The organism is Arthrobacter alpinus, from assembly GCF_001294625.1.
Classification (GTDB): Bacteria; Actinomycetota; Actinomycetes; order Actinomycetales; family Micrococcaceae; genus Specibacter; species Specibacter alpinus_A.
On record NZ_CP012677.1, the window covers coordinates 2,030,931 to 2,050,243 of the forward strand.

Annotated in this window: 17 protein-coding genes, 1 tRNA gene and 1 pseudogene; 4 read left to right on the forward strand and 15 right to left on the reverse strand. The window is 62.2% G+C overall.

Annotation, left to right across the window (positions count from 1 at the left end):
- Positions 1–75: 75 nt before the first annotated feature.
- The 8 genes from AOC05_RS09100 to AOC05_RS09135 all read right to left on the reverse strand — a co-directional run bounded on the left by AOC05_RS09100 (position 76) and on the right by AOC05_RS09135 (position 9,053).
- On the reverse strand, positions 76–726 hold the full coding sequence (locus AOC05_RS09100; RefSeq protein ID WP_062006952.1) for a response regulator transcription factor: 651 nt from the start codon (positions 724–726) through the stop codon (positions 76–78).
- Positions 717–2,468, reverse strand: coding sequence for a sensor histidine kinase (locus tag AOC05_RS09105; RefSeq protein ID WP_062006953.1), 1,752 nt, complete (start codon positions 2,466–2,468; stop codon positions 717–719). The genes AOC05_RS09100 and AOC05_RS09105 overlap by 10 nt, the downstream gene beginning before the upstream one ends.
- Positions 2,469–2,540: 72 nt before the next feature.
- Positions 2,541–3,848 (reverse strand): serine hydrolase domain-containing protein, encoded by a 1,308-nt coding sequence (locus tag AOC05_RS09110; protein ID WP_082357880.1) that lies wholly within the window; start codon positions 3,846–3,848, stop codon positions 2,541–2,543.
- 159 nt (positions 3,849–4,007) lie between these two features.
- Complete coding sequence (locus AOC05_RS19420) at positions 4,008–5,600, reverse strand: hypothetical protein (protein WP_157374952.1); 1,593 nt, start codon at positions 5,598–5,600, stop codon at positions 4,008–4,010.
- Between the two features lie 527 nt (positions 5,601–6,127).
- Positions 6,128–6,919: a hypothetical protein gene (locus tag AOC05_RS09120; protein ID WP_062006955.1), complete on the reverse strand. Its 792-nt coding sequence runs from the start codon at positions 6,917–6,919 to the stop codon at positions 6,128–6,130.
- Positions 6,920–7,035: 116 nt separating this feature from the next.
- Positions 7,036–7,434, reverse strand: coding sequence for a VOC family protein (locus AOC05_RS09125; protein WP_062006956.1), 399 nt, complete (start codon positions 7,432–7,434; stop codon positions 7,036–7,038).
- Positions 7,425–8,162: a zinc ribbon domain-containing protein gene (locus tag AOC05_RS09130; RefSeq protein ID WP_062006957.1), complete on the reverse strand. Its 738-nt coding sequence runs from the start codon at positions 8,160–8,162 to the stop codon at positions 7,425–7,427. Before AOC05_RS09130 ends, AOC05_RS09125 begins: the two co-directional genes overlap by 10 nt.
- Before the next feature lie 60 nt (positions 8,163–8,222).
- Positions 8,223–9,053, reverse strand: a complete 831-nt coding sequence (locus tag AOC05_RS09135) for a Nif3-like dinuclear metal center hexameric protein (protein WP_230085681.1) — start codon at positions 9,051–9,053, stop codon at positions 8,223–8,225.
- Positions 9,054–9,392: 339 nt separating this feature from the next.
- Here AOC05_RS09135 and msrA point away from each other — a divergent pair, with 339 nt between their 5' ends.
- The 3 genes from msrA to epsC all read left to right on the forward strand — a co-directional run bounded on the left by msrA (position 9,393) and on the right by epsC (position 11,575).
- Positions 9,393–9,917, forward strand: a complete 525-nt coding sequence (gene msrA, locus AOC05_RS09140) for a peptide-methionine (S)-S-oxide reductase MsrA (RefSeq protein ID WP_062006958.1) — start codon at positions 9,393–9,395, stop codon at positions 9,915–9,917.
- Positions 9,918–10,015: 98 nt separating this feature from the next.
- Positions 10,016–10,951, forward strand: coding sequence for a cysteine synthase A (gene cysK, locus AOC05_RS09145; protein WP_062006959.1), 936 nt, complete (start codon positions 10,016–10,018; stop codon positions 10,949–10,951).
- A gap of 36 nt (positions 10,952–10,987) precedes the next feature.
- Positions 10,988–11,575 carry a serine O-acetyltransferase EpsC gene (epsC, locus tag AOC05_RS09150; protein WP_062006960.1) on the forward strand — a complete coding sequence of 196 codons (588 nt, stop codon included), beginning with the start codon at positions 10,988–10,990 and terminating at the stop codon, positions 11,573–11,575.
- A gap of 61 nt (positions 11,576–11,636) precedes the next feature.
- Here epsC and gndA read toward each other — a convergent pair whose 3' ends face one another.
- Complete coding sequence (gene gndA / locus AOC05_RS09155; protein WP_062006961.1) at positions 11,637–13,088, reverse strand: NADP-dependent phosphogluconate dehydrogenase; 1,452 nt, start codon at positions 13,086–13,088, stop codon at positions 11,637–11,639.
- 850 nt (positions 13,089–13,938) lie between these two features.
- On the opposite strand from gndA, the gene AOC05_RS09165 reads away from it, so the two are divergent.
- Positions 13,939–15,003, forward strand: a complete 1,065-nt coding sequence (locus tag AOC05_RS09165) for a D-2-hydroxyacid dehydrogenase (RefSeq protein WP_062006963.1) — start codon at positions 13,939–13,941, stop codon at positions 15,001–15,003.
- A gap of 253 nt (positions 15,004–15,256) precedes the next feature.
- Here AOC05_RS09165 and AOC05_RS20125 read toward each other — a convergent pair.
- From AOC05_RS20125 to AOC05_RS09190, 6 genes and pseudogenes are all read right to left on the reverse strand, one after another.
- Positions 15,257–15,391 (reverse strand): annotated as a pseudogene (locus AOC05_RS20125) (MFS transporter); the annotation flags it as partial.
- An 82-nt stretch (positions 15,392–15,473) separates the two neighbouring features.
- Entirely contained in the window at positions 15,474–16,268 is a 795-nt protein-coding gene (locus tag AOC05_RS09170) for an IclR family transcriptional regulator (RefSeq protein ID WP_062009573.1), read from the reverse strand.
- A 398-nt stretch (positions 16,269–16,666) separates the two neighbouring features.
- A complete protein-coding gene (locus AOC05_RS09175) occupies positions 16,667–16,999 on the reverse strand; it encodes a hypothetical protein (protein ID WP_230085276.1) in 333 nt (110 codons plus the stop codon).
- 130 nt (positions 17,000–17,129) lie between these two features.
- Positions 17,130–18,038, reverse strand: a complete 909-nt coding sequence (locus AOC05_RS09180; protein WP_062006965.1) for an exonuclease domain-containing protein — start codon at positions 18,036–18,038, stop codon at positions 17,130–17,132.
- Between the two features lie 159 nt (positions 18,039–18,197).
- A tRNA-Val gene (locus tag AOC05_RS09185) sits at positions 18,198–18,273 on the reverse strand.
- Between the two features lie 78 nt (positions 18,274–18,351).
- A complete protein-coding gene (locus tag AOC05_RS09190) occupies positions 18,352–19,311 on the reverse strand; it encodes a Sir2 family NAD-dependent protein deacetylase (RefSeq protein WP_062006966.1) in 960 nt (319 codons plus the stop codon).
- Positions 19,312–19,313: the final 2 nt, after the last annotated feature.

A 19,313-nucleotide genomic window follows, 5' to 3' on the forward strand; every position in this document is an offset into this window, starting at 1 on the left:
CGATGCTAATGCGGCAGTGGCGGGCACGGAATGGACCTAGGTCGCCACTGGGCCGGCACGGGCGGGGCCGCGGTGTCAGCTTTCGCTGAGGTAGTGCATGACCGCCAGGACCCTGCGGTGCGAGTCACCGTCCAGAAACAGGTTCAGGGAATCATAAATGCGTGAGGTGTGCTGCACCACCGCCTTTTCGCTGAGGAACAGCTCGGCGGCGATCCGGGAATTGCTGTGGCCCTCGGCCATCAGGGCCAGCACTTCCTGCTGCCGCGGCGTCAGCTCGCGGATAGCCCCATTGGACTGTTTGGCGCGTGCCATCATGAGTGCCACGACATCCTGGTCAAGGGCCATGCCGCCGCCGGCGACTTCCCTCAGCTGGCCCAGAAACGTGTCAACGTCGGCGATGCGCTGCTTGAGCAGGTAGCCCACCTTGCCGTTGGAGGAGGACAAAAGTTCCTTGGCGTAGCGCCTTTGCATGTGTTGGGACAGCACCACAACGGCCGTCTCAGGGTATTTTTCCCTGATGCGCAGTGCCGCCAGCAGGCCCTCATCGCTGTGGCTCGGCGGCATGCGAATGTCGGTTATGACTAACTCCGGAAGGTGTAAACTCACTGCGAGTTCCAGTTCCACGGCGTCGCCGGCTGCGGCCACCACCTCAAAACCGCCCCCTTCCAGGACCAGTTGCAGGCCGTGGCGCAGCAGTGCCTCATCCTCACCAATGACTACGCGCATGGCAGCTCCACCTTGATCAGCGTGCCGTCGCCAGGCGTGCTGGCAAGCTCAAGGAAACCGCCCAGGACGTCCACCCGGTCCGCTATCCCACGCAGCCCCGTGCCTGCGTTGAAATCGGCCCCGCCTTGGCCGTCGTCGTGCACTTCCAGGCGCAGCCACCCGTCTTTGGCCACCAGCCGCACCTGGATCCGGGAGGCCTTCGCGTGCTTCAGGGCGTTGCTGAGGGCCTCGGCGAGAACAAAGTAGGCGGTGCGTTCGACGGCGGAGGTGAGAGGGCCGCCGTCGAGGTTGAGTTCCAGCATGGTGGGGATGGGCATCCTGTCGGTCAGGTCCTCTGCCGCCGCGGCCAGGCCCCGCTCGATGAGGGCCGCGGGCATCACGGCGTGCACCAGCGCCCGCAGCTCCGCCGCAGCGGAATCTATACCCTGCCTCAGGCGTGTGGCCCGCTGCGCAGCGTCGGCATCAGCACCTGACGACTTGGCCAGGTGCGCAGCTTCCAGGGCAAGCAGGACCAGTTGCATTTGCAGCCCGTCGTGAAGATCCCGGGCGATCCGCCGGCGCTCCCGGTCCGCGGCGTCCACGAGCCGTTCGCGGGAGCGCTGCAAGGCTCCATAGCTTTCCCGCAACTCCACTGTCAACCGTTCCCGGTCCACGGCGATGGCCACCACCTGCCCGGCGGCACGGACCAGTGCAGGTTCCTCAACAACAGTCGTATCGTACGCAATGGCCCCCACCTTCCTGCTGCCCAGGACAATGTCCTCCTGCCCCCGATTGGCCCCCGGGGACAGGAGCGGGGCCGGCGAACCGTCCTCGTTGACGAAGATTCCTTGCCTTGGGAGCCAAAAGGACAGGGTTGCTGTGGGGTCGCCAAGGGCACGCGCCAGGGCAGCGGCCAAGGCGGACCGGGCTCCCCCGGAGGCGCCCAGCCAGGACCCCAATTCCTCCAGCTCACCAGTCTTGGCAAATCCACCCCGGAGAATTCCGTGCCCGAAGGCAAGCGGGATTCCACCAATGACTATCAGCTGCAGCGCTGCCCTTACATCCATGCTCAGGCCCAGCAGGGGACTCAGCACTTGGGCGACCAGTGGAACAAAGATCACGGCAAAGGTGCCATAGGCGAACAAGGGCAGCAGGACCCGGCGTTGTCCAGCGTCTGCCTCAACCAGACGACTCATGAGGACCACGGCCGTGGCCAACATGACCACTGCCCCAGCCCATAGCTGCAGCCACCGCGCAAGACCCACTATGAGAGGGCTCTCGGCAAGGGCCAGGAAGGGCACATCGCTGTTGGTACGGAAGATATAGCTCGGAACCTGAAGCAGGAGCGAGTTTGTATAGGCGGCGAGCACGGTGACCTTTGACAGCCGGCCTTTAAGCCGGCCTGAAGGAAAGGCGTGCAGCATATGGACAATGACAGCCAGGATGAGGGTGGAACCGATCGTGGACGCGGCCACGAAGACCGGTATGTCGCTGTTGCTCATCCCGTTCAAGAAGACAGCAAATCCACCAAGCAGGATCAGGGCACCCAGCCGGTTTCCCGGGCGCCGGTGCCACGCCCGCAACCCGGCCAGCAGATAGACCACCGTAACAACAGGAAAGAGCACCATCACATGGCCCATCGGACCAGCTACGGGCAGCAGGAACCCTTCCATGGCAGCCAAGGAAAAACCGGCCACAAAGATGACGACGAGGGAACGGTCAAGGGACCTGGCAAGCTTTAATCGCGGTGCCTTCTGGGCCATGGAATCCAATCTACCGGCTCGTTGCCGGAGTCACAGGTGTTTGACGGCCGCATGACGCGGTGCGGGCGGGCATCATCGTTTGGGCGGCGGCGTGAACTCGTGACCCAAGGCGATGGACACCGCCTTGAAAATACGGGTGGCGGGGTCCATGCACGGAAGTGTCGGTGAGGTCTCAGGAAGCGTTTTTGAATCGGTGCACGAGCCGGAGGGGATGTCACTATTCGCCGCCACCACGACAGTGGTGTCGGTGTTTGTATCATAGAAAACGGAGGTGTTGTAGCCGGGCAGCTCACCGGTGTGTCCCACCCAGCCGTCAATGCAGCCCACAGCGAGTCCGTAACCGCCTGTTTCAGGGAAGGACATTAGACGCTGAATTTGACTCTCAGTGCCGAGTAGCCCCTGCCCGGTTCCCAGTGCTCGCCCGTAGTCCAGGAGGTCCTCCGCCGTGGACACCATCTGACCGGCGGTCCAGGCCCAGGTGGGGTTCCAGCTGGTGGTGTTCACCAGCGTTGTGACAGCGTCGGCTGTGCCTTGCAAGGTGAAGCCCTGGGCATGAGGGGCGGGGTAAGGATCGCTGCCGCCGGGCATGGAGGTGCCAGCCAGGCCCAGCGGCGTCAGGACCAGCTCATCCAAAACCCGTGCAAAAGGTTTGTGTGTCACTTTTTCCACGACTTTGCCCAGCAGGATGAAGTTCGTATTGGAATAGTTAAACTTCTCTCCCGGCGCGAACAGCGGTGGCAGGGCAAGGCCGGTAGTGAGCAACTGCTCCGGCGTCCAAGCCTTGGTTGGATCGCTGAACAGTTCCTGCATGAAGTTCTCATCCCGGGTGTAGCTGGCAAGGCCGCTGGTCATATTCAAGAGCATGCGCACGGTGATGGCCTCTCCGTTGGGCACCTCGGGGGCGTAGCTGGCAATCGGGTCATCGAGTTTCAGCTGACCGTCCTGCGCCAGCTGTTGAACCACGGTTCCCGTGAAAGTCTTGGTGACAGAGCCGATGCGCTGGTACGCGTCTTCGCTCATGGGTGTTTTAGCAGCGGGATCTCCGAGCCCGTACGCCTTTTGCCAGGTGCCCTCGGGGCTGCGCACCGCGACAACGGCCCCCTCGCTAGCGGCGTCGGCAAAGCTCTGGCGGGCGGCATCGTCAAGGGTCTGAACCAGCCCACCGGTGAGTGCCTGACGGGCCGATGGGTCGAGAAGACGCGCGACGACGGCACCCGGGTCGGCTACACAGGCTGCGGTTGCGCTACTGCTGGCCAACGTCGATTTGCCCCCGGCGGGGGAGGCCTCGCCGGGTGATATTGGGGTGCCACCGCAGCCAGCGAGCAGCGCAACAGTGGCCAGCAATGCTGCCGTGCGGGTTATGTGGGCGCGATTTTTCATGCTGTTCTGCCTTCCGGGCGCCTTGGTGCCCCAATAAGCCTCGCCTGTACGGCGTCACCGCACCATAGACCCAGGTCCATGCCACGCGCAGGAGCGGCTGCTTGGACCTGGGTCAATCGTGCTGTCATGGGGCCACTTGTGCTCATTGCTCCGTGGTGCCTAGTCCTCAAGTTCGGCGAGGTACTCCTGAAGGACCTGCCATTTCACCTTTCCCAACTTTCCCTTGAACGCAGATTCTTGGAGCTGGCTCCAACTGGCCGGCACGCTGCAGCCCTTGAGTTTCTCAACATAAGCGCTGATAGTGCGGTCCTCCACGTGAATTTGGTGGCCGGTGTTCCAGCCGGAGACGAGCTCACCGAATACGTTGTCGGCGGACTCCTCATTCCAGGTGCACTTGTAGCTGAGGCCGCCAGGAACGACGCCCGCCGCTGCTGGTGGCACGAGCGGTCCCAACGCGTCCCTTTTTTGGTCCGGCTGTTTCACCGGTACTTTGAACGCCCCGCCGGTGGCCCGGTACCAGCTGTTGCCCTCGCCCAGGAAATACACGTCAGCGGCGTACCGATCGTAGGCCTCTACGTAGTAGAAGGCGCCCGTCGACCACGGCGCAACCTTCGAACTGCCTTCTTGTTTCACTTCGAACCCGTTCGACATTTCGAAGCCGAACGTTGTTTCCGAACTGATCTCGATGCTGGTCTCTACCTCATTGCCCGCGAAGCCCCCGGTTGCCTTCGCTTTTGTCTTGACGCCGAACATTTGTTCAAAATTGTTGGTGACTTCTCTGGAAATGGTGAAGCCGTAGTCGAAGTCCATTTCATGGTCGCCGTTGTTAGTGAGCGACATGGATCCCCCGAGATCCGTCGCCGGGGCCTCGGTGATGCGCTCCACCTTGCCACGGGTGATGAGGCAGCTGCCGTCGGCGCGACCACAAGCCTCATTAATTCCGCGCGAATCTGCCTCGACCTGGCCATTCAGCGCATCCACCGAAGCCATCTGCACGACGAAAGTTGTATCGGAAGCCGCAGCGGAAGTTGGCTTGGTCATTCCGGTCGGCTCGCAGGTGAAAGGTGTGACACCGGCCATCTGCTTTCCTGCGTTGTTGGGGTCTCCGGCATAGATCTCACAGCTTGCGCTCGGATACCTCCGCGATGTCCACTTGTAGTTCTCGGCGAACCCTTTCAACCAGTAGCCGCTGGAAACGCCGTCGAGCATGATCTCATAGACAAAATAGGCTTGCCCGTGAGTGTTCGGCTCTGCTTGCTTGTACGGCGAGTTCAGCGTCGATGCGGACCAGGTCAGGGATTCCCCATTAGAAATGGTGGCGTATTTCGGGGCCTGCACCGGCACACCCTTGGCGTCGAAGGGGTACCATTCCCTGTTGTTCATGATGATCCGGTGGCTCTGGTTAGCCGTTCCGAAGATCCCGTTGGCCAGGGATATCCTCGGCGCACTGTCATCGGCATTGCTGACGCGGACGGTCCCGGTGATGTCCGCCCAGGAATTGGGGCCGGCTTCGTTGAGCACCACCGCCACCCCGGAGTAGGTCTGGATCGAGCCGCCCGAACAGCTGTAAGGCGACTCCGAATCGAGGTCAATCACGCCGCCCTTGTAGAGGACAGCGCAGTCGGTGCGCACGGCAATGGAACCGCCTGTGCGGTTCACCTTGGAGGTGTACTTCACCGAATAGTCAGTCAAGGTGCCGGTGTCGATGAGCGCGGCCGTGACGACCACAGTGTGGTTGCCGTCTTCCGTCATTTTGTAGTCCCACCGAAGGACGTGCACACCATTGCTAGACAGGTCCAGACCCTGTTTTCCGGGTTTCCCATCGTAGCTCAGCTGCGGGTTGGACGGTTGCATGCCCGTGTTGAACTCATAGTGCAGCACCAAGCTGGTTGACTGCGTCGCCACCGCATTGCGTGCGACTGTTTGCACCGTACGCGGCAGCACCTTCGGTGGGCTGGGCATCCCGTCAGCGGGGTCATCCGGGGCCGGGGCAGGAACCGGAGCCGGCTCGCTCGGAGCCGGAGCCGGGGTCGGCACTGGCTCGCTCGGGGCCGGGGCCGGCGCGACAATGGAGGGTGCCGGTGACGGTGTGGCCACAACATCCTCGGCAAGGGCCGCGGTGGGGCTGCCTACTAGCAGCACTACCGCGACGGCCAGGGCGCTAACGGCAGCGGCACACCGGCGGCTGCGGTATCGGAAAGTGTTCGTATCACTCATAGGGGGGCTTCCTAGCTGTCATCAGGGGAATGTGCAATTACCAGGCGGATGGGGCGGAAAGCCTACGGGGACAGGCTCAGCTGCCAGCTGCGGAAGGCAGCCAGCTCGCTGTGCAGCTTGGTCACTGCGGCCTCCGCATCGCTCGCGTGGCCATGCAGCACCGCATCATGGACGTCATCTATTGCGTGGAATGCGGGCAGCAGCCGTTCCAGCACTTCCGGTGCCGAGTCGGCAGATAGCTCGACCTGCGCCGTCAGCGCTACTTCGGCAAGGGCTGCGGCCGTGTCTGCCACAGCCTTGCGGGCGGCGCCGCGTTCCTGTGCGGCGATTGCCGCGTCAAGCTTTACCAGCGACGCCTCGGCGTCGGCGTAGGGGGCCACGGACAGCGTGGGATCGACAGCTGTGTCGGCATAGGGGCCCGGCTCCTCCGCGAGCAGCGGCTCAAGGGCGGCCTTCGCGGCCGCCTTGTCACCCTTGGCCACGGCATCTGCGAGTGAAACGACGCGTTCGAAACGTGGTGCCCAGACCGCATAGTCTGCGGGCTGGTCCGCCGCGGCATCGAGGGCGCGTGCGGCATGCTCCAACGTGCTTGAAACGACGATCCAAGAATTTTTGAAGTCCTCCTCGAGCCAAGACTCGAGCACGGGCAGTGAGAGCGCGTAGGCCTGTTCTGCGGTCGCCGATGGTCGCAGCTCCGCCAGCGATGCGCTCGAGCCGCCCTTGGCAGGCCAATCCACGGCATAGGCCAAGCCGGCGGCTGCACAAACCCCCAGCAGTGAGACCGTGGCAACCGCAGCGACAACTTTTCCGCGGTTCTTGCGTGGCCGATCAGTCGGCGCAATGTCTTCAATCATGGAATTGACACTACGGATTCGCCAGGCACCGAACCATAGACTCAGGTCCCCACCGTGGATCCATGTGAATGGGGTGGGTGTTCTAGGCCTTTTGAATACTGCCAGCCTTGTGCGGCTTAGACGGCGACGAGCTCAACCTCGAAGCCGTCGGCATTTTCCATATAGGCGCCGTAGTGCTCCGCGCCGCCAGCGTGGGGATGCTTGTCCACAAACATCAGCGTCCAGCCGTGATGTAGCGCCTCTGCCGCCAAAGCCTCCACGTTCGACGGCGGACCGGCCACCAGGGCCAGGTGGTTCAGGCCCGCCCGGCGACGTTCGTGCGACCCGGCAACGGCAGGGCCGGCTTCCAGCACGATGTACTCACCGGCACCCTGCCAGCTGCCGCCGTGTGCCCACTCAGATTCAAGGACATAGCCGCAACGCTCGAGCAGCCATCCAAGGCTCAGCTTCGCGCGGGAGTAGTCCTGTACCCAGAGTTCGAGGTGGTGCAGCCGGCCCGTCGGTACTAGCCCCACTCGGACGAGCGCACCAAGATGGCACCGGAGTCCGGGCAGAACACTACATCGTCCTCGGCGGCGTTTTTCAGGTCCGCCAGATCGCCCGGGCTCAATTGCATCCCCGATCCCTCGGAGGTCCCGTGGAACAGGCGGGCAGCTCCCACACCGTACTTGTTCAGCGTGCGGTCGTAGGCGGCCAGCAACGCCGGGTCGAAGGTGGCGGCCAGTTCGGCACGCTCTTGCGCCGTGGCGTCGCGCTCCATCCGCAGGGCCCCGAGCTTGCCACGAATCTCTGAAACAACCTCATCCAAAACCGTCTGCATCTGCGCCACTAATGCCTGTTGGGCGGCTTGGCGGGAGCTGGCCTCATCGGAACTTTCCATCAGCTCCAGTTCCACATCCTCCAGTTCGCCGCGGCGCTTGGTGAGGGATTCAATGTCGCTTTGCAATGCCATCAGGTCCTTGGACAGTCCCGTGCCACTGTTGAGCTTGGCCTCATCCTTGGCAATGCGTGCGGCAACCTGGGCGACGTCGTCCTCGGCCTTGGTGAGCTTGCGGGCGGCATCGCTGACCGCGGTGTCCAGCACCACCAGATCGCTCTTGGCGACCGTGACACCGGCATGAAGGTCCGGAAGCCTGGGATCGTCCTTGAGCCCCTTGGCCTGGACGTCCAAAGCACGCAGCTTGCTGTCAAGGACTTGAAGGTCCAGGAGACGCATTTGTTCGCTCGGTGCTGCCTTAGCCATGTGGTTTCTCCTGCTGGAATTCGATGATGGACGTGATGAACATGAGTCGCTGATGCCAGCCTAGTTGCCGGGCGTCAAAATGAAATCCCAGGGATCGGTGTTGGTTTGGCTGACAGCCAATTCCGCCACGAAGCCTTGGTCGGCCAAAACGTTACCCAACGCATGGGCGGCCTCCGGCAGCCACAACCATTCACTGGCAAAGTGAGATAAATCAATGAGGTACGGACGTCCGTCGAGGCTCGCTTCCCTGGCTTCCAGCGCGGGATGGTGGCGTAAGTCCGCTGTGACATAGACGTCGGCGTCGCTGGCCCGGACGGCGTCAAACAAGGAGTCGCCCGCGCCTCCACAGACCGCCACCTTGTGAACCAGAGCATCGCGGTCCCCGGCGACGCGCACTCCCCCGGCAACTGCCGGAAGCGTCAGGAAGATCCGTGCAGCCAGCTCACCCAGGGTGAGGGCGCCGGCCAGCAGACCCACCCGGCCGATACCTTCCTCGACGAGCCCGTGCGCGGCTGGCATAAGCGGCATCACCTCTTCCAGGCCTAGTGCGTCCGCCAGCACGTCGGATACGCCGCCCACGGCACTGTCGCCGTTGGTGTGTACCGTCAGCAAGGCGCAGCCGCCCTCGATCAGGCGGTGCACCGCCTGGCCCTTCCCACTAGTTGCGGCGACGGAGTTCACGCCCTTGAGTAGAAGCGGGTGGTGGGTGATCAGTAGCTTTGCCCCCCACTCCAGGGCTTCCTCGATAACCTCAAGGGTGGGATCCACGGCGAACATGATCCGCTCAACGTCAGCGTCCGGACGGCCCACCACCAGCCCTACCCTGTCCCAGTCCTCGGCGAGCGAGTCCGGCCACAATTCCTCGGCAGCGAGCAGGACCTCTGAAAGCATGGGTGTGTTCAAGTCCTGGCCTTGCTGCTCCTGCGTAGGCGGATCGGCCAGGCTGAGGGAAGGGGACGACGCCGGTGCAAAAGTTTCCCGAATTTCCTCCGGAGCGTTGGCCAGGTCACTATCCAAGGGCCCCTCCTCGGCTACGAGGAACTGCTCTCCCGGCAGTGGCTCATCGGGTGCATTTGCGCTCCCCGCAGCCTCGGGGCCGTGGGCACCTGCCAGGTGACCGCCGTCGTGCACGGGGTTCATGGGTTCCTTGCTCATATTTCTAGCTTAGCCGTCGGGCGGGCTGGAGAAGGTGCGGGAATCAACCAGCCCGTCAATGACTTAGATATAAGTATGAAGACTTTTGTACTGGGTGGCGGTTGTTTCTGGTGTTTGGATGCTGTGTATCAGATGACGAAGGGGGTGCACTCGGTGGTGTCCGGGTATACGGGCGGCAGGATAGCAAACCCCAGCTACGACGCCATTTGCTCCGGTACCACCGGTCACGCCGAGGTGGTGTCGGTGACATTTGACGAGGCCGTGATACCCGAAGACGTCATTTTGGACATGTTCTTCATCCAGCACGACCCCACCACCCTCAACCGGCAGGGCTACGACACCGGAACCCAATACAGGTCATCGATGTTCTACAGCAATGTGGACGAGGAGGCGGCGTTCAGGGCCGCGATTGTGCGCAACCAGCCGCTGTGGGCCGACCCCATTGTGACCGAAGTGGCGCCGCTGGGAGTGATTTATGAGGCAGAGTACTACCACCAAGACTTTTACGCGCAGCGGCCCGAGGTGGGGTATTGCCAGGTCATTATCAACCCCAAGATTGCCAAAGTGCGAAAACATTACGCTCGGTGGCTTACGGCGTAGAACCGTTCGGACAAGCTGGTTACGCTGGCGCATAAGTACATCACTGAGGCAAGGCGCTACGGGGTTCAACCCCACTTATCGTGAGAGCAGGATTATCCATGGGACATATATATGACAACGTCACGCAGCTGGTTGGCGGAACCCCGCTGGTGCGCCTCAACCGGTTAACGGAAGGCCTCAAAGCCACTGTTGCCGTGAAGCTCGAATTCTACAACCCGGCCAACAGCGTCAAGGACCGCATTGGTGTTGCCATCATTGATGCCGCTGAGAAGTCCGGCGAGCTCAAGCCGGGCGGGACCATTGTGGAGGGCACCTCCGGCAATACCGGCATCGCGCTGGCCATGGTGGGCGCTGCCCGTGGCTACAAGGTCATCTTGACCATGCCGGAAACCATGTCCACTGAACGCCGGGTCATGCTGCGCGCCTATGGGGCCGACATTGTCCTGACCCCCGGGTCCGAGGGGATGCGTGGCGCCGTGGAGAAGGCCAAGGAGATTGTGGCCACCACGGAGAACGCCATTTGGGCCCAGCAGTTCGCCAACCCGGCCAACTCGGCCATCCACTACGCAACCACGGGCCAGGAGATCTGGGACGACACCGACGGCGCCGTTGACATCCTGGTCGCCGGGGTGGGAACCGGCGGCACCATCACCGGCGCCGGCCAGCTTCTGAAGGCGCTCAAGCCCGGCGTGAAGGTTGTGGCTGTGGAGCCCATCGACTCGGCCATTCTCAATGGTGGCGCACCGGGCCCCCACAAGATCCAGGGCCTGGGAGCGAACTTCATTCCGGAAATTCTTGACCAGGGAATCTACGACGAAGTCCTTGACGCAACGCTGGAGGATTCGGTGGCGGTCGCCCGCGCCCTGGGCAACCAGGAAGGCATCCTCGGCGGTATTTCCGCCGGCGCAGCCGTGTGGGCGGCCCTTGAGCTGGCCAAACGTGTTGAGAACGCCGGTAAGCTGATCGTGGCCGTGGTCCCCGACTTCGGCGAACGCTACATTTCAACTGTCCTTTACGACGACATCCGCGGCTGACAGCAGCTGCTCGGTTACATTTATTGAAGGACGTTAGTGCGATTCTTTGCCAGGTTGCGTGAGGACCTTGAAGCCGCCCGGTCGCATGACCCGGCGGCTCGAGGTTCCTTCGAGAACTTTTTTGTATACTCCGGCCTGCACGCCATCTGGGTGCACCGGCTGACCCACCACCTGTGGGCCAATCCCGGGCTACGCTTCCCCGCCCGGGTACTGTCCCAACTGACCCGATTTGCCACCGGCATTGAGATCCACCCCGGAGCCACCATTGGTAGGCGTTTTTTCATTGACCATGGCATGGGTGTTGTTATCGGCGAGACCAGCGAGATTGGCGACGACGTCATGATCTACCACGGCGTCACCCTGGGCGGGCGTTCCCTCGCCAAGGTCAAGCGCCACCCCACCATCGGCAACCGGGTCACTATCGGGGCCGGAGCGAAGGTCCTGGGCCCTATCTACATTGGCGATGATTCCGCGGTGGGAGCCAACGCCGTGGTGGTCAAGGACGCCCCGGCCAAGTCCATCCTCACAGGCATCCCGGCCACGATCCGGCACCGGGACGCCCGCAAGGAGATGGCACCGGCAGTGGACCCCGCGGAGTACATCGACCCGGCCATGTGGATCTGAGCGGCTTCTAAAGAACTGTGACGCAGTAGATGCATCTACTGCGTCACAGTTTTAAGAACGGCTAGTGCGTGTCGACCGCGGAGATCTCGGTCTTGTCCCCGCTCCACTGCGTGTGGAAGGTGCCCTCAACGTCCACACGGTTGTACGTGTGGGCGCCGAAGAGGTCGCGAAGGCCCTGTGTCAGGGCGGCGGGCAGGCGCGGCCGGCGCAGTCCGTCGTAGTACGCCAGTGAGGAGGAGAACACCGGAACCGGGATGCCCAGCTGCACAGCAGTGGAGACCACGCGGCGCCATGCCGGCAGAACCTCGGCGATTTCCGCGGCGAAAGCCGGGGCGAACAGCAGGTTTGCGGGCTTCTCTGCGGCGGCGTAGGCCTTGGTGATGTCCTTGAGCAGCTCGGCGCGGATGATGCAGCCGCCGCGCCACAGCGAGGCGATCTCATCAAGCTTCAGGTCCCAGTTGTACTCGATAGCTGCGGACTGGAGCATGTCGATGCCCTGGGCGTAGCTGATGAGCTTGGACGCGTAAAGCGCCTGGCGGACATCTTCAACGAAGTCGGCGCCCAGTTCCACGGCGACCTCGTGGCCGGCCAGGACTCCCTGGGCGATGGCACGCTGGTCGCGCTGGCTGGAGAGGCCGCGGGCGAATACGGACTCGGCGATGGCTGAGATGGGCGAACCCAGGTCCAGGCCGGACTGGACCGTCCAACGGCCCGTGCCCTTCTGGCCGGCCGAGTCGACAATGACGTCAACGAGCGGCTTGCCGGTCTTGGCATCAACGTGGCCAAGAACTTCAGCGGTGATTTCGATCAGGAAGGAGGCCAGCTGGCCTTCGTTCCACTTCGCGAAGATCTCCGACTGCGCGGCCGGCTCGATGCCCGCGGCACTGCGCAGCAGGTCGTAAGCTTCACCAATAACCTGCATGTCGGCGTACTCGATGCCGTTGTGAACCATCTTGACGAAGTGCCCCGCACCGTCGGTGCCAATCCAGGCACAGCAGGGCGCACCGTCGACCTTGGCAGAAATCTTTTCCAGCAGGGGGCCCAGCGCGTCGTAGGACTCCTTGGAACCGCCGGGCATGATGGACGGGCCCAGCAGCGCACCTTCTTCGCCACCGGAGACTCCGACGCCGACGAAGTGGAGGTCCTTCTTGGCCAGGTCAGCTTCGCGGCGGCGGGTGTCCTGGAAGTTCGAGTTGCCGCCGTCGATGATGATGTCGCCGGGTTCCATGAGCGGAACCAGCGCATCGATCACGGAGTCGACCGGGCCGCCGGCCTTGACCATGATGAGCACGCGGCGCGGCTTCTCCAGAGACTCGACGAGCTCGGCGAGAGTTTCCGTGCGTACGAAGTCGCCTTCGGTGCCGTGGGCATCAAGAAGTGCATCAGTCTTGGCAACCGAGCGGTTGTGCAGGGCAACGGTGTATCCGTTGCGGGCCAGGTTGCGGGCCAGGTTGGCGCCCATGACGGCAAGGCCGGTGACACCTATCTGTGCAGAGCCAATTTGTGCAGACATACTACCTCCAGAGTGAAATGAACAGTTTCCTACAGCTTATCGGTGATGACGCTAGTTCCCCAGCCGCTTCCATGATTTGGATGCAGCGCCGAATACCACACAGTCACAATTCATGGCAACCGAATGCCAAAGGGTATCCTTGGACGTCGAAATAGGGTAGAACTTTCCCCGAATCGGCTGAGTTCCTGGCCTTCTCGAAGGCCACCAAGCCATCGTGGAGTGCATATTCGTGCGTTATGAAAGGGTCCACAAATAATGAGCCGTCAGCAAGTACCGCAATAACCTCGACTATTTCATCATTGAAGCGGTAAGAGCCCACCAGCTTAAGTTCCTACTTGACCGCCAAACAGATACAACCGGTTGCTTAATGGCTGGGAGTATCCCCCCCGTGACCACGCGGCCGCCATGAAGAGCACCGTTGATGACCGATGCCAGACCGAAGTGGTTCCCCGATGACTCAATGACACCATCGGCCCCCGCTGCGGCAACCGCCTGTTCATCCGGGACGCCCAGCAGCACATCAGCACCGCGCGGCGCATCGATCACCGCGGCGTTCCCTGGCTGCGGCGGGAGGGCACGTCATTGTTGGAGTATGGGCGCAACGGAGGCTGGCGTGAGACCCCAGGGCTCCCGCGGATCGGTTCCAGAGCGTCAATCGCCAGCTTCCCCACAGCAGATTGGCCGCCATGGGGCGCCCCTACGGCGCAGACCGGTGAATCTGACCGTTAGGCAGGCGCCTTGAGGCGATGATGCGGCTTGGATCCTTGCGTACCACTCCTCACAACTTTGTAGCTAGGTCTTGTGCGAGGCTTCTCATCGAGTTTGTTCAGTATTCTATCCACAATTCAGTATGATGAACATCATGACCCGAAATAATCTCACTGTCGCGATTGCCGTCCCGCTCGAGGCCGAGCTCGTTCAAGCCATCAGGGCCGCCAACCCGGCCGTCACCGTCCTGTACGAGTCCGAGCTTTTACCTCCCGAGCGCTTCCCGGCGGACCACGGCGGGGACCCCTCTTTTCAACGCACCCCGGAGAAGGAGGCCCGCTACTGGGAGATGCTGCGCAACGCGGATATCCTCTACGGGTTCCCGAATGAAAGCCCGGCTGGGCTGGCCAGCATTGCATCGAGTGGGAAGCTGCAGTGGATCCAGGCCATGACTGCGGGAGCAGGCGGTACCGTCAAGGCCGCCAATCTCTCAGCCGACGACCTTGCCCGTATCACGGTCACCAGTTCGGCCGGAATCCATGCCCTGCCGCTGGCTGAATTTGCCATGATGGGCGCACTGAACGGTCTCAAACGCACCCCCGAGCTGGCCGCCGATCAGGACGCCAGGAACTGGCCCGAGCTCCGCAAGCCCACCCGCCTTGCCAGCGGCTCCCGCGTTGTCATCACGGGCCTGGGCGAAATCGGCTTGGAAACCGCACGCCTGGCCCGAGCCCTGGGCATGAATGTCAGCGGCACCAAGCGAAAAGTGGAAGCCATCGAAGGCATCGACACAGTCACCGACACCGCCGGCCTACCGGGCCTTCTGGCAACGGCCGACGTCCTCATCAACACCCTGCCCGGCACCCCCAACACGGAAAAGATGATCAACGCGGTAGTCTTCAACGCCATGAAGCCCGGCACGATCCTGGTCAACGTGGGCCGTGGCACCGTGGTGGACGAGGACGCCCTGCTGGAAGCGTTAAACAACGGCCAGCTTTCCTACGCCTGCCTCGACGTCTTCGCAGTGGAGCCGCTGCCGGATACGAGCCCGCTGTGGCAGCACCCGCGGGTCATGGTCTCCCCTCACACTTCGGCGCTGAGTGCCACCGAGAACCGCCTCATCGCGGAGCGGTTTATAGAGAATCTCAAGCGGTTCCAGGCGCAGGAGCCCTTGCTACACACGGTGGATCCGGTCCACTTTTACTAAACAGACGGCCAGAAGGGGAGTCTCCGCGACGGGACTCCCCTTCTTCATGGGATGCACAGAGTACGACGACGGCTGGCAACTCCCACGCGCAAGGCGGCAGGCCGCCGTCGCCCCTCACCCCTTAAACACCAAGCGGTGCATGGAGCCGAAGGCGATGAGCAGACCTACGCGCCCGAGGAACTTGTCGCCCTCAAACACGCCACAACCAGCCGGTCAAGATCTCTGGATCGGCCAGCCCCAGCACCGCGAGGATGGTGGCGAAGGATGCGATCACGGCACCGGAGGTACCCAACGGTGCAAAAAAAAACGGCCTAAAGATGAGCGCACTTGCCAGGCCCTAGATGTAGAAATCGTACTATTCGAGCGCGGAGCCAACGGAGCTGGCCAGGGTGGCCCGGCGAAACTGTTCCGGATCAGCGGGTCCGGGGCCGGGGACAGGCTAAGCCAAAGGGAAAACATCTCCTACGTCACTACCCCATGGGATTTCCCAGCATTTTTGTCAGATCGGACAGCTCCTGCACCATGGCTTGGCGCTGCTCCTGGGAGAATGTCGCCTTCAATGCAGTCACGGATACGGCCAGGCGTGGGCCATGCGAGCCGCGCGTGGGGACGGCAACACCCAGGCTCACCACCCCCAGGGTTGACTCCTCATCCTCGAAGGCATAGCCCTTAGCGCGAATCTGCGCAAGTTCGGCCTTGAACTCACGGCCGGTCCTCAGCGACCTGGCAGTCATGACGGGCAGCACTGCCTCATCTGGAAAGAGCTGTTCAAGGTCATGATCGTGGAGCTGGGCAACCAGTGCCTTCCCTACCGCGCAGAGTGACACCGGCATCTTGTCACCAATATTGGAGGTCAGCGTTACCGCGGGATGCCCCTCGTAGCGGGCCAAGTAGATGACGTTGTCACCGTCGAGCATGGCAATGCGAACCGTTTCGCCCTTAAGTAAAGGAGCTCGTTCGCAGAAGCGGTGGAACTCCCGAACCTCATCCCTGCGGCTCAAATAAGCCGCACCCAATTCAACCAGTTTCACACCTAGCGCATAGTCGGAGCCGAGCCGGCTGATCAAGTCCGCATCCTCAAGTGCCTGCAAAAGGTTTGATGTCGAAGACTTGGGGATACCCAGCTCGCGGGCCAGGTCGCTGAGCGTGAGCCTCCCTGTGACGGACGCAGCGAGGGCGTCAAGCACGGCTGCGGCACGGGTCACCGCAGGAGCTGGCGTTGCATTCACCCTCGCGTCACCGCGCTTCTGGGTCTTGAGTTGGATCTCGCTCACGTACTTTCCTCGACACTGAAGGGCTGCGGCCACGGAATGCCATGAGCCTGGTGTTCCACCGCAAAAAAAACGAGTCCATTGCAGTGAACAGTCTCCATCCTACTGTTCAATCCGTTATGTAGAACGTCCCATGTTGCGGGCAACCTCTTTGGCCGTGTATGTTTAATAACAGATCCTCCGCTGTGACGTCCCCCAATAGTCACAGCGGAGGGTCGTTCACGTTAAGTTAGCTTTCAGGTCAAGACCACGCCTCGCATCAGGTCAAGACCACGCCTCGCATCATGAAATCGGGTGTGTCAGTTTGCATCTGGTGGCCGCAACGGATATATTTTTATCACTGGCTCCTCCCCACAGCGTCCCCCAATAGCTGTGGCGAGGAGCCTTCAACTTTATCTGGACCTTGCTGGGATCATGGGTCCGCCTCCTGAGGCACTCTCCACCCGCAGGCGCCAGCTTCCTTCGGTTGGATCGCGCTCCAGCTCCAAAGTGGCCAGGTCGCTACGCGAATTCCGCCCAAGCCGGGCCTGCACCCGCCACACCTCAACATCCACACGACCATGGCCCTTGGGCATCCGCGCCGCTTGCCCTTCCCACCAGTTGATGCGCTCAAACCAGCGCACCGGCTCTTCCGCAACCAACCACTCCCGCCCGGCCCGTTCCACCACAACTGGCTGGCCTGCCGGCGTCGTACGAACCACGACGCGTTCCACTAAAGTCTTCATGGCCGTTACCTTACGGACAGGCTCCGACATTCAAGCACTGGCATCGCTCAGGGAGTTCTTGAGCAGCACGCTTACACCGCGGATGTCTTGCGATGGCCATGATGGGGCACCTGGACCGGGCTGCCCGTGGCTATTTGAACGCCATCAACCTCAAGAACGCCGCCTCGCCAATGACTTGGATGTCCTGGCCCGCGGCAGCGAGCTCATGGGCCCGTTTGACCTTGGAGCTGAGCGGGCCGTTGACCAACCCCAGTTCTGCGCACACCACCATGGTGACTTTCTTGGTGGTGCTGTTGGCAATGACAGCGCCTTTGGCCGCGGCGGCGTCCTGGGCCTTTGCACGCGGCATGGCAGCCAGATCACCGCTAAAGACAATCGTCTGGCCAAAGAGCGGCCCGTAAGGGTTCGCCGCCGTGTTGGCCGCGGGGAGATCCGCCAGGCGACGGGTGTAGCCCGATGAGTAGTAATTGGGTTGCCCGGAGCTCACCTTACGGGCCGGCGCTGGCCACAGGGCTTCGAGGGTGGCCGCACCGCTTCGCCGTGCCAGCTCAATAGCTATCAGCGCGCTGGCACGGGCGTCATCACCGGCGTCGTGGTGGTTGAACGCCGGAAGTTGCAACGCGCCCACCACGTCGGAGAGCGTGTAGCGTGCAAGATCTAGGTGCTTGCGTGCCAGCGTCAAGGTGCAGTGGAAATCCAGATCGGGCATGGGGAGCCCGCACACCTCATTGGCCTTGGAGATGACGGAGCGTTCAAAGCTGACGTTGTGGCCTACCAGGACGTCGGCACCGATGAAGTCCATCATGGGCCCGTACATGCTGCGCCAGTCCGGCATGCCGCGAACCTGGGCTGCGGTGATGCCGTGAATGCCAACATTGACGGCGGAAAACTCGTCGTATCCGGGAAGCGGCTTCATCAGCCAGGCGGTCTGCTCCACCACCTTGCCGGCGCTGACCTTGGTCAGTCCCACAGCGCAGGCCGAGGCGCGGTAGTTGTTGGCCGTTTCAAAGTCGATGGCCGTGAAAGAAATCCCTGTCATGTCCGCCCCTCATCATGTCTTTGAACACAATCCCGTGGGTTCCCCGCACAACCGTTGTTGTACAACGGCAGGTGTGCGGGTAAATCACGGTCTTGTTCCTGAACGTGAAGAAACCCCGCGGATCCAAGGCTACTTTCCTTGATTCCACGGGGTTCTTAGTGGTGGGTCCTACCGGGATCGAACCGATGACATCCACGGTGTAAACGTGGCGCTCTACCAGCTGAGCTAAAGACCCATTTCATTATCCAGGCTTCCGCGTTGTACGCTTATTGGCCTGACCAACGAGAAACCACTGTACATGATGGTTTGGTGATTACGCCAATCGGCTCTCCAAGGCCCGTGACAGGAAGCTCAAAGACTCGCTCACACCGGCAACAAGCTTCACCGTTGCCAGCCCGTCACCGCGTGTGGCGCCCCTGTTGATGATGATGACAGGCTTGCCATCCTTGGCAGCCTTTCGCACAAAACGCAGCCCGCTCATCACCGTCAGCGAGGAACCTGCAACCACCAACGCCGCTGCGGCATCCACCATGGAAAAAGCGCGCACCACCCTGTCTTTGGGAACATTCTCACCGAAGAACACAAAGTCTGGTTTCAGCATCCCACCGCACAGTGGGCACAACGCCACCTTGAAAGTACCAATCAGTACCTCGTTCTCCAGGTCTGCATCGGCATCCGGTCCGGCACCAATGCGCCCGGTGGCGGCCACAGCCTCCAGGAAACCAGGGTTCAGCTCAGCCAGGATGGTCGCCACGAAAGCCCTTGAATAAGTGTTCCCGCACTGCAGACACGCAATTTGGTCAAAGCGCCCGTGCAGGTCCACCACGTCCATGGCGCCTGCGCTTTCGTGGAGCCTGTCAACATTTTGCGTGATGATCCCGGTCAAGGCGCCCTGGCGTTCAAGAGCGGTTGCGGCGAAGTGCCCCGCATTCGGGGAGGCGTGGTGCATGGTTGCCCAGCCTATGTGATTGCGGGCCCAGTACCGTTGCCGCAAGGCCGCATCCCGCACGAACTCTTGATAGGTGAGGGGCTTGCGGGGCGCTGCCCCTGGCCCGCGGTAGTCGGGAATGCCCGAGTCGGTGCTCAGCCCGGCGCCTGTCAGTAAGGCAAACTTGCCAGCGGCCAGCAACGGCACCACACCCTCCAAAACGGCACGGGCCGGTTCCTCCAGCGGCCCTACATGGCCAATAGCACCGGCGGGCAAGGAAACCTCGCGGCCCAGCCCGGTCAGGCCAATGCCGGGGCGCACGCCGTCAGATGCCCCCTGGCCCATGA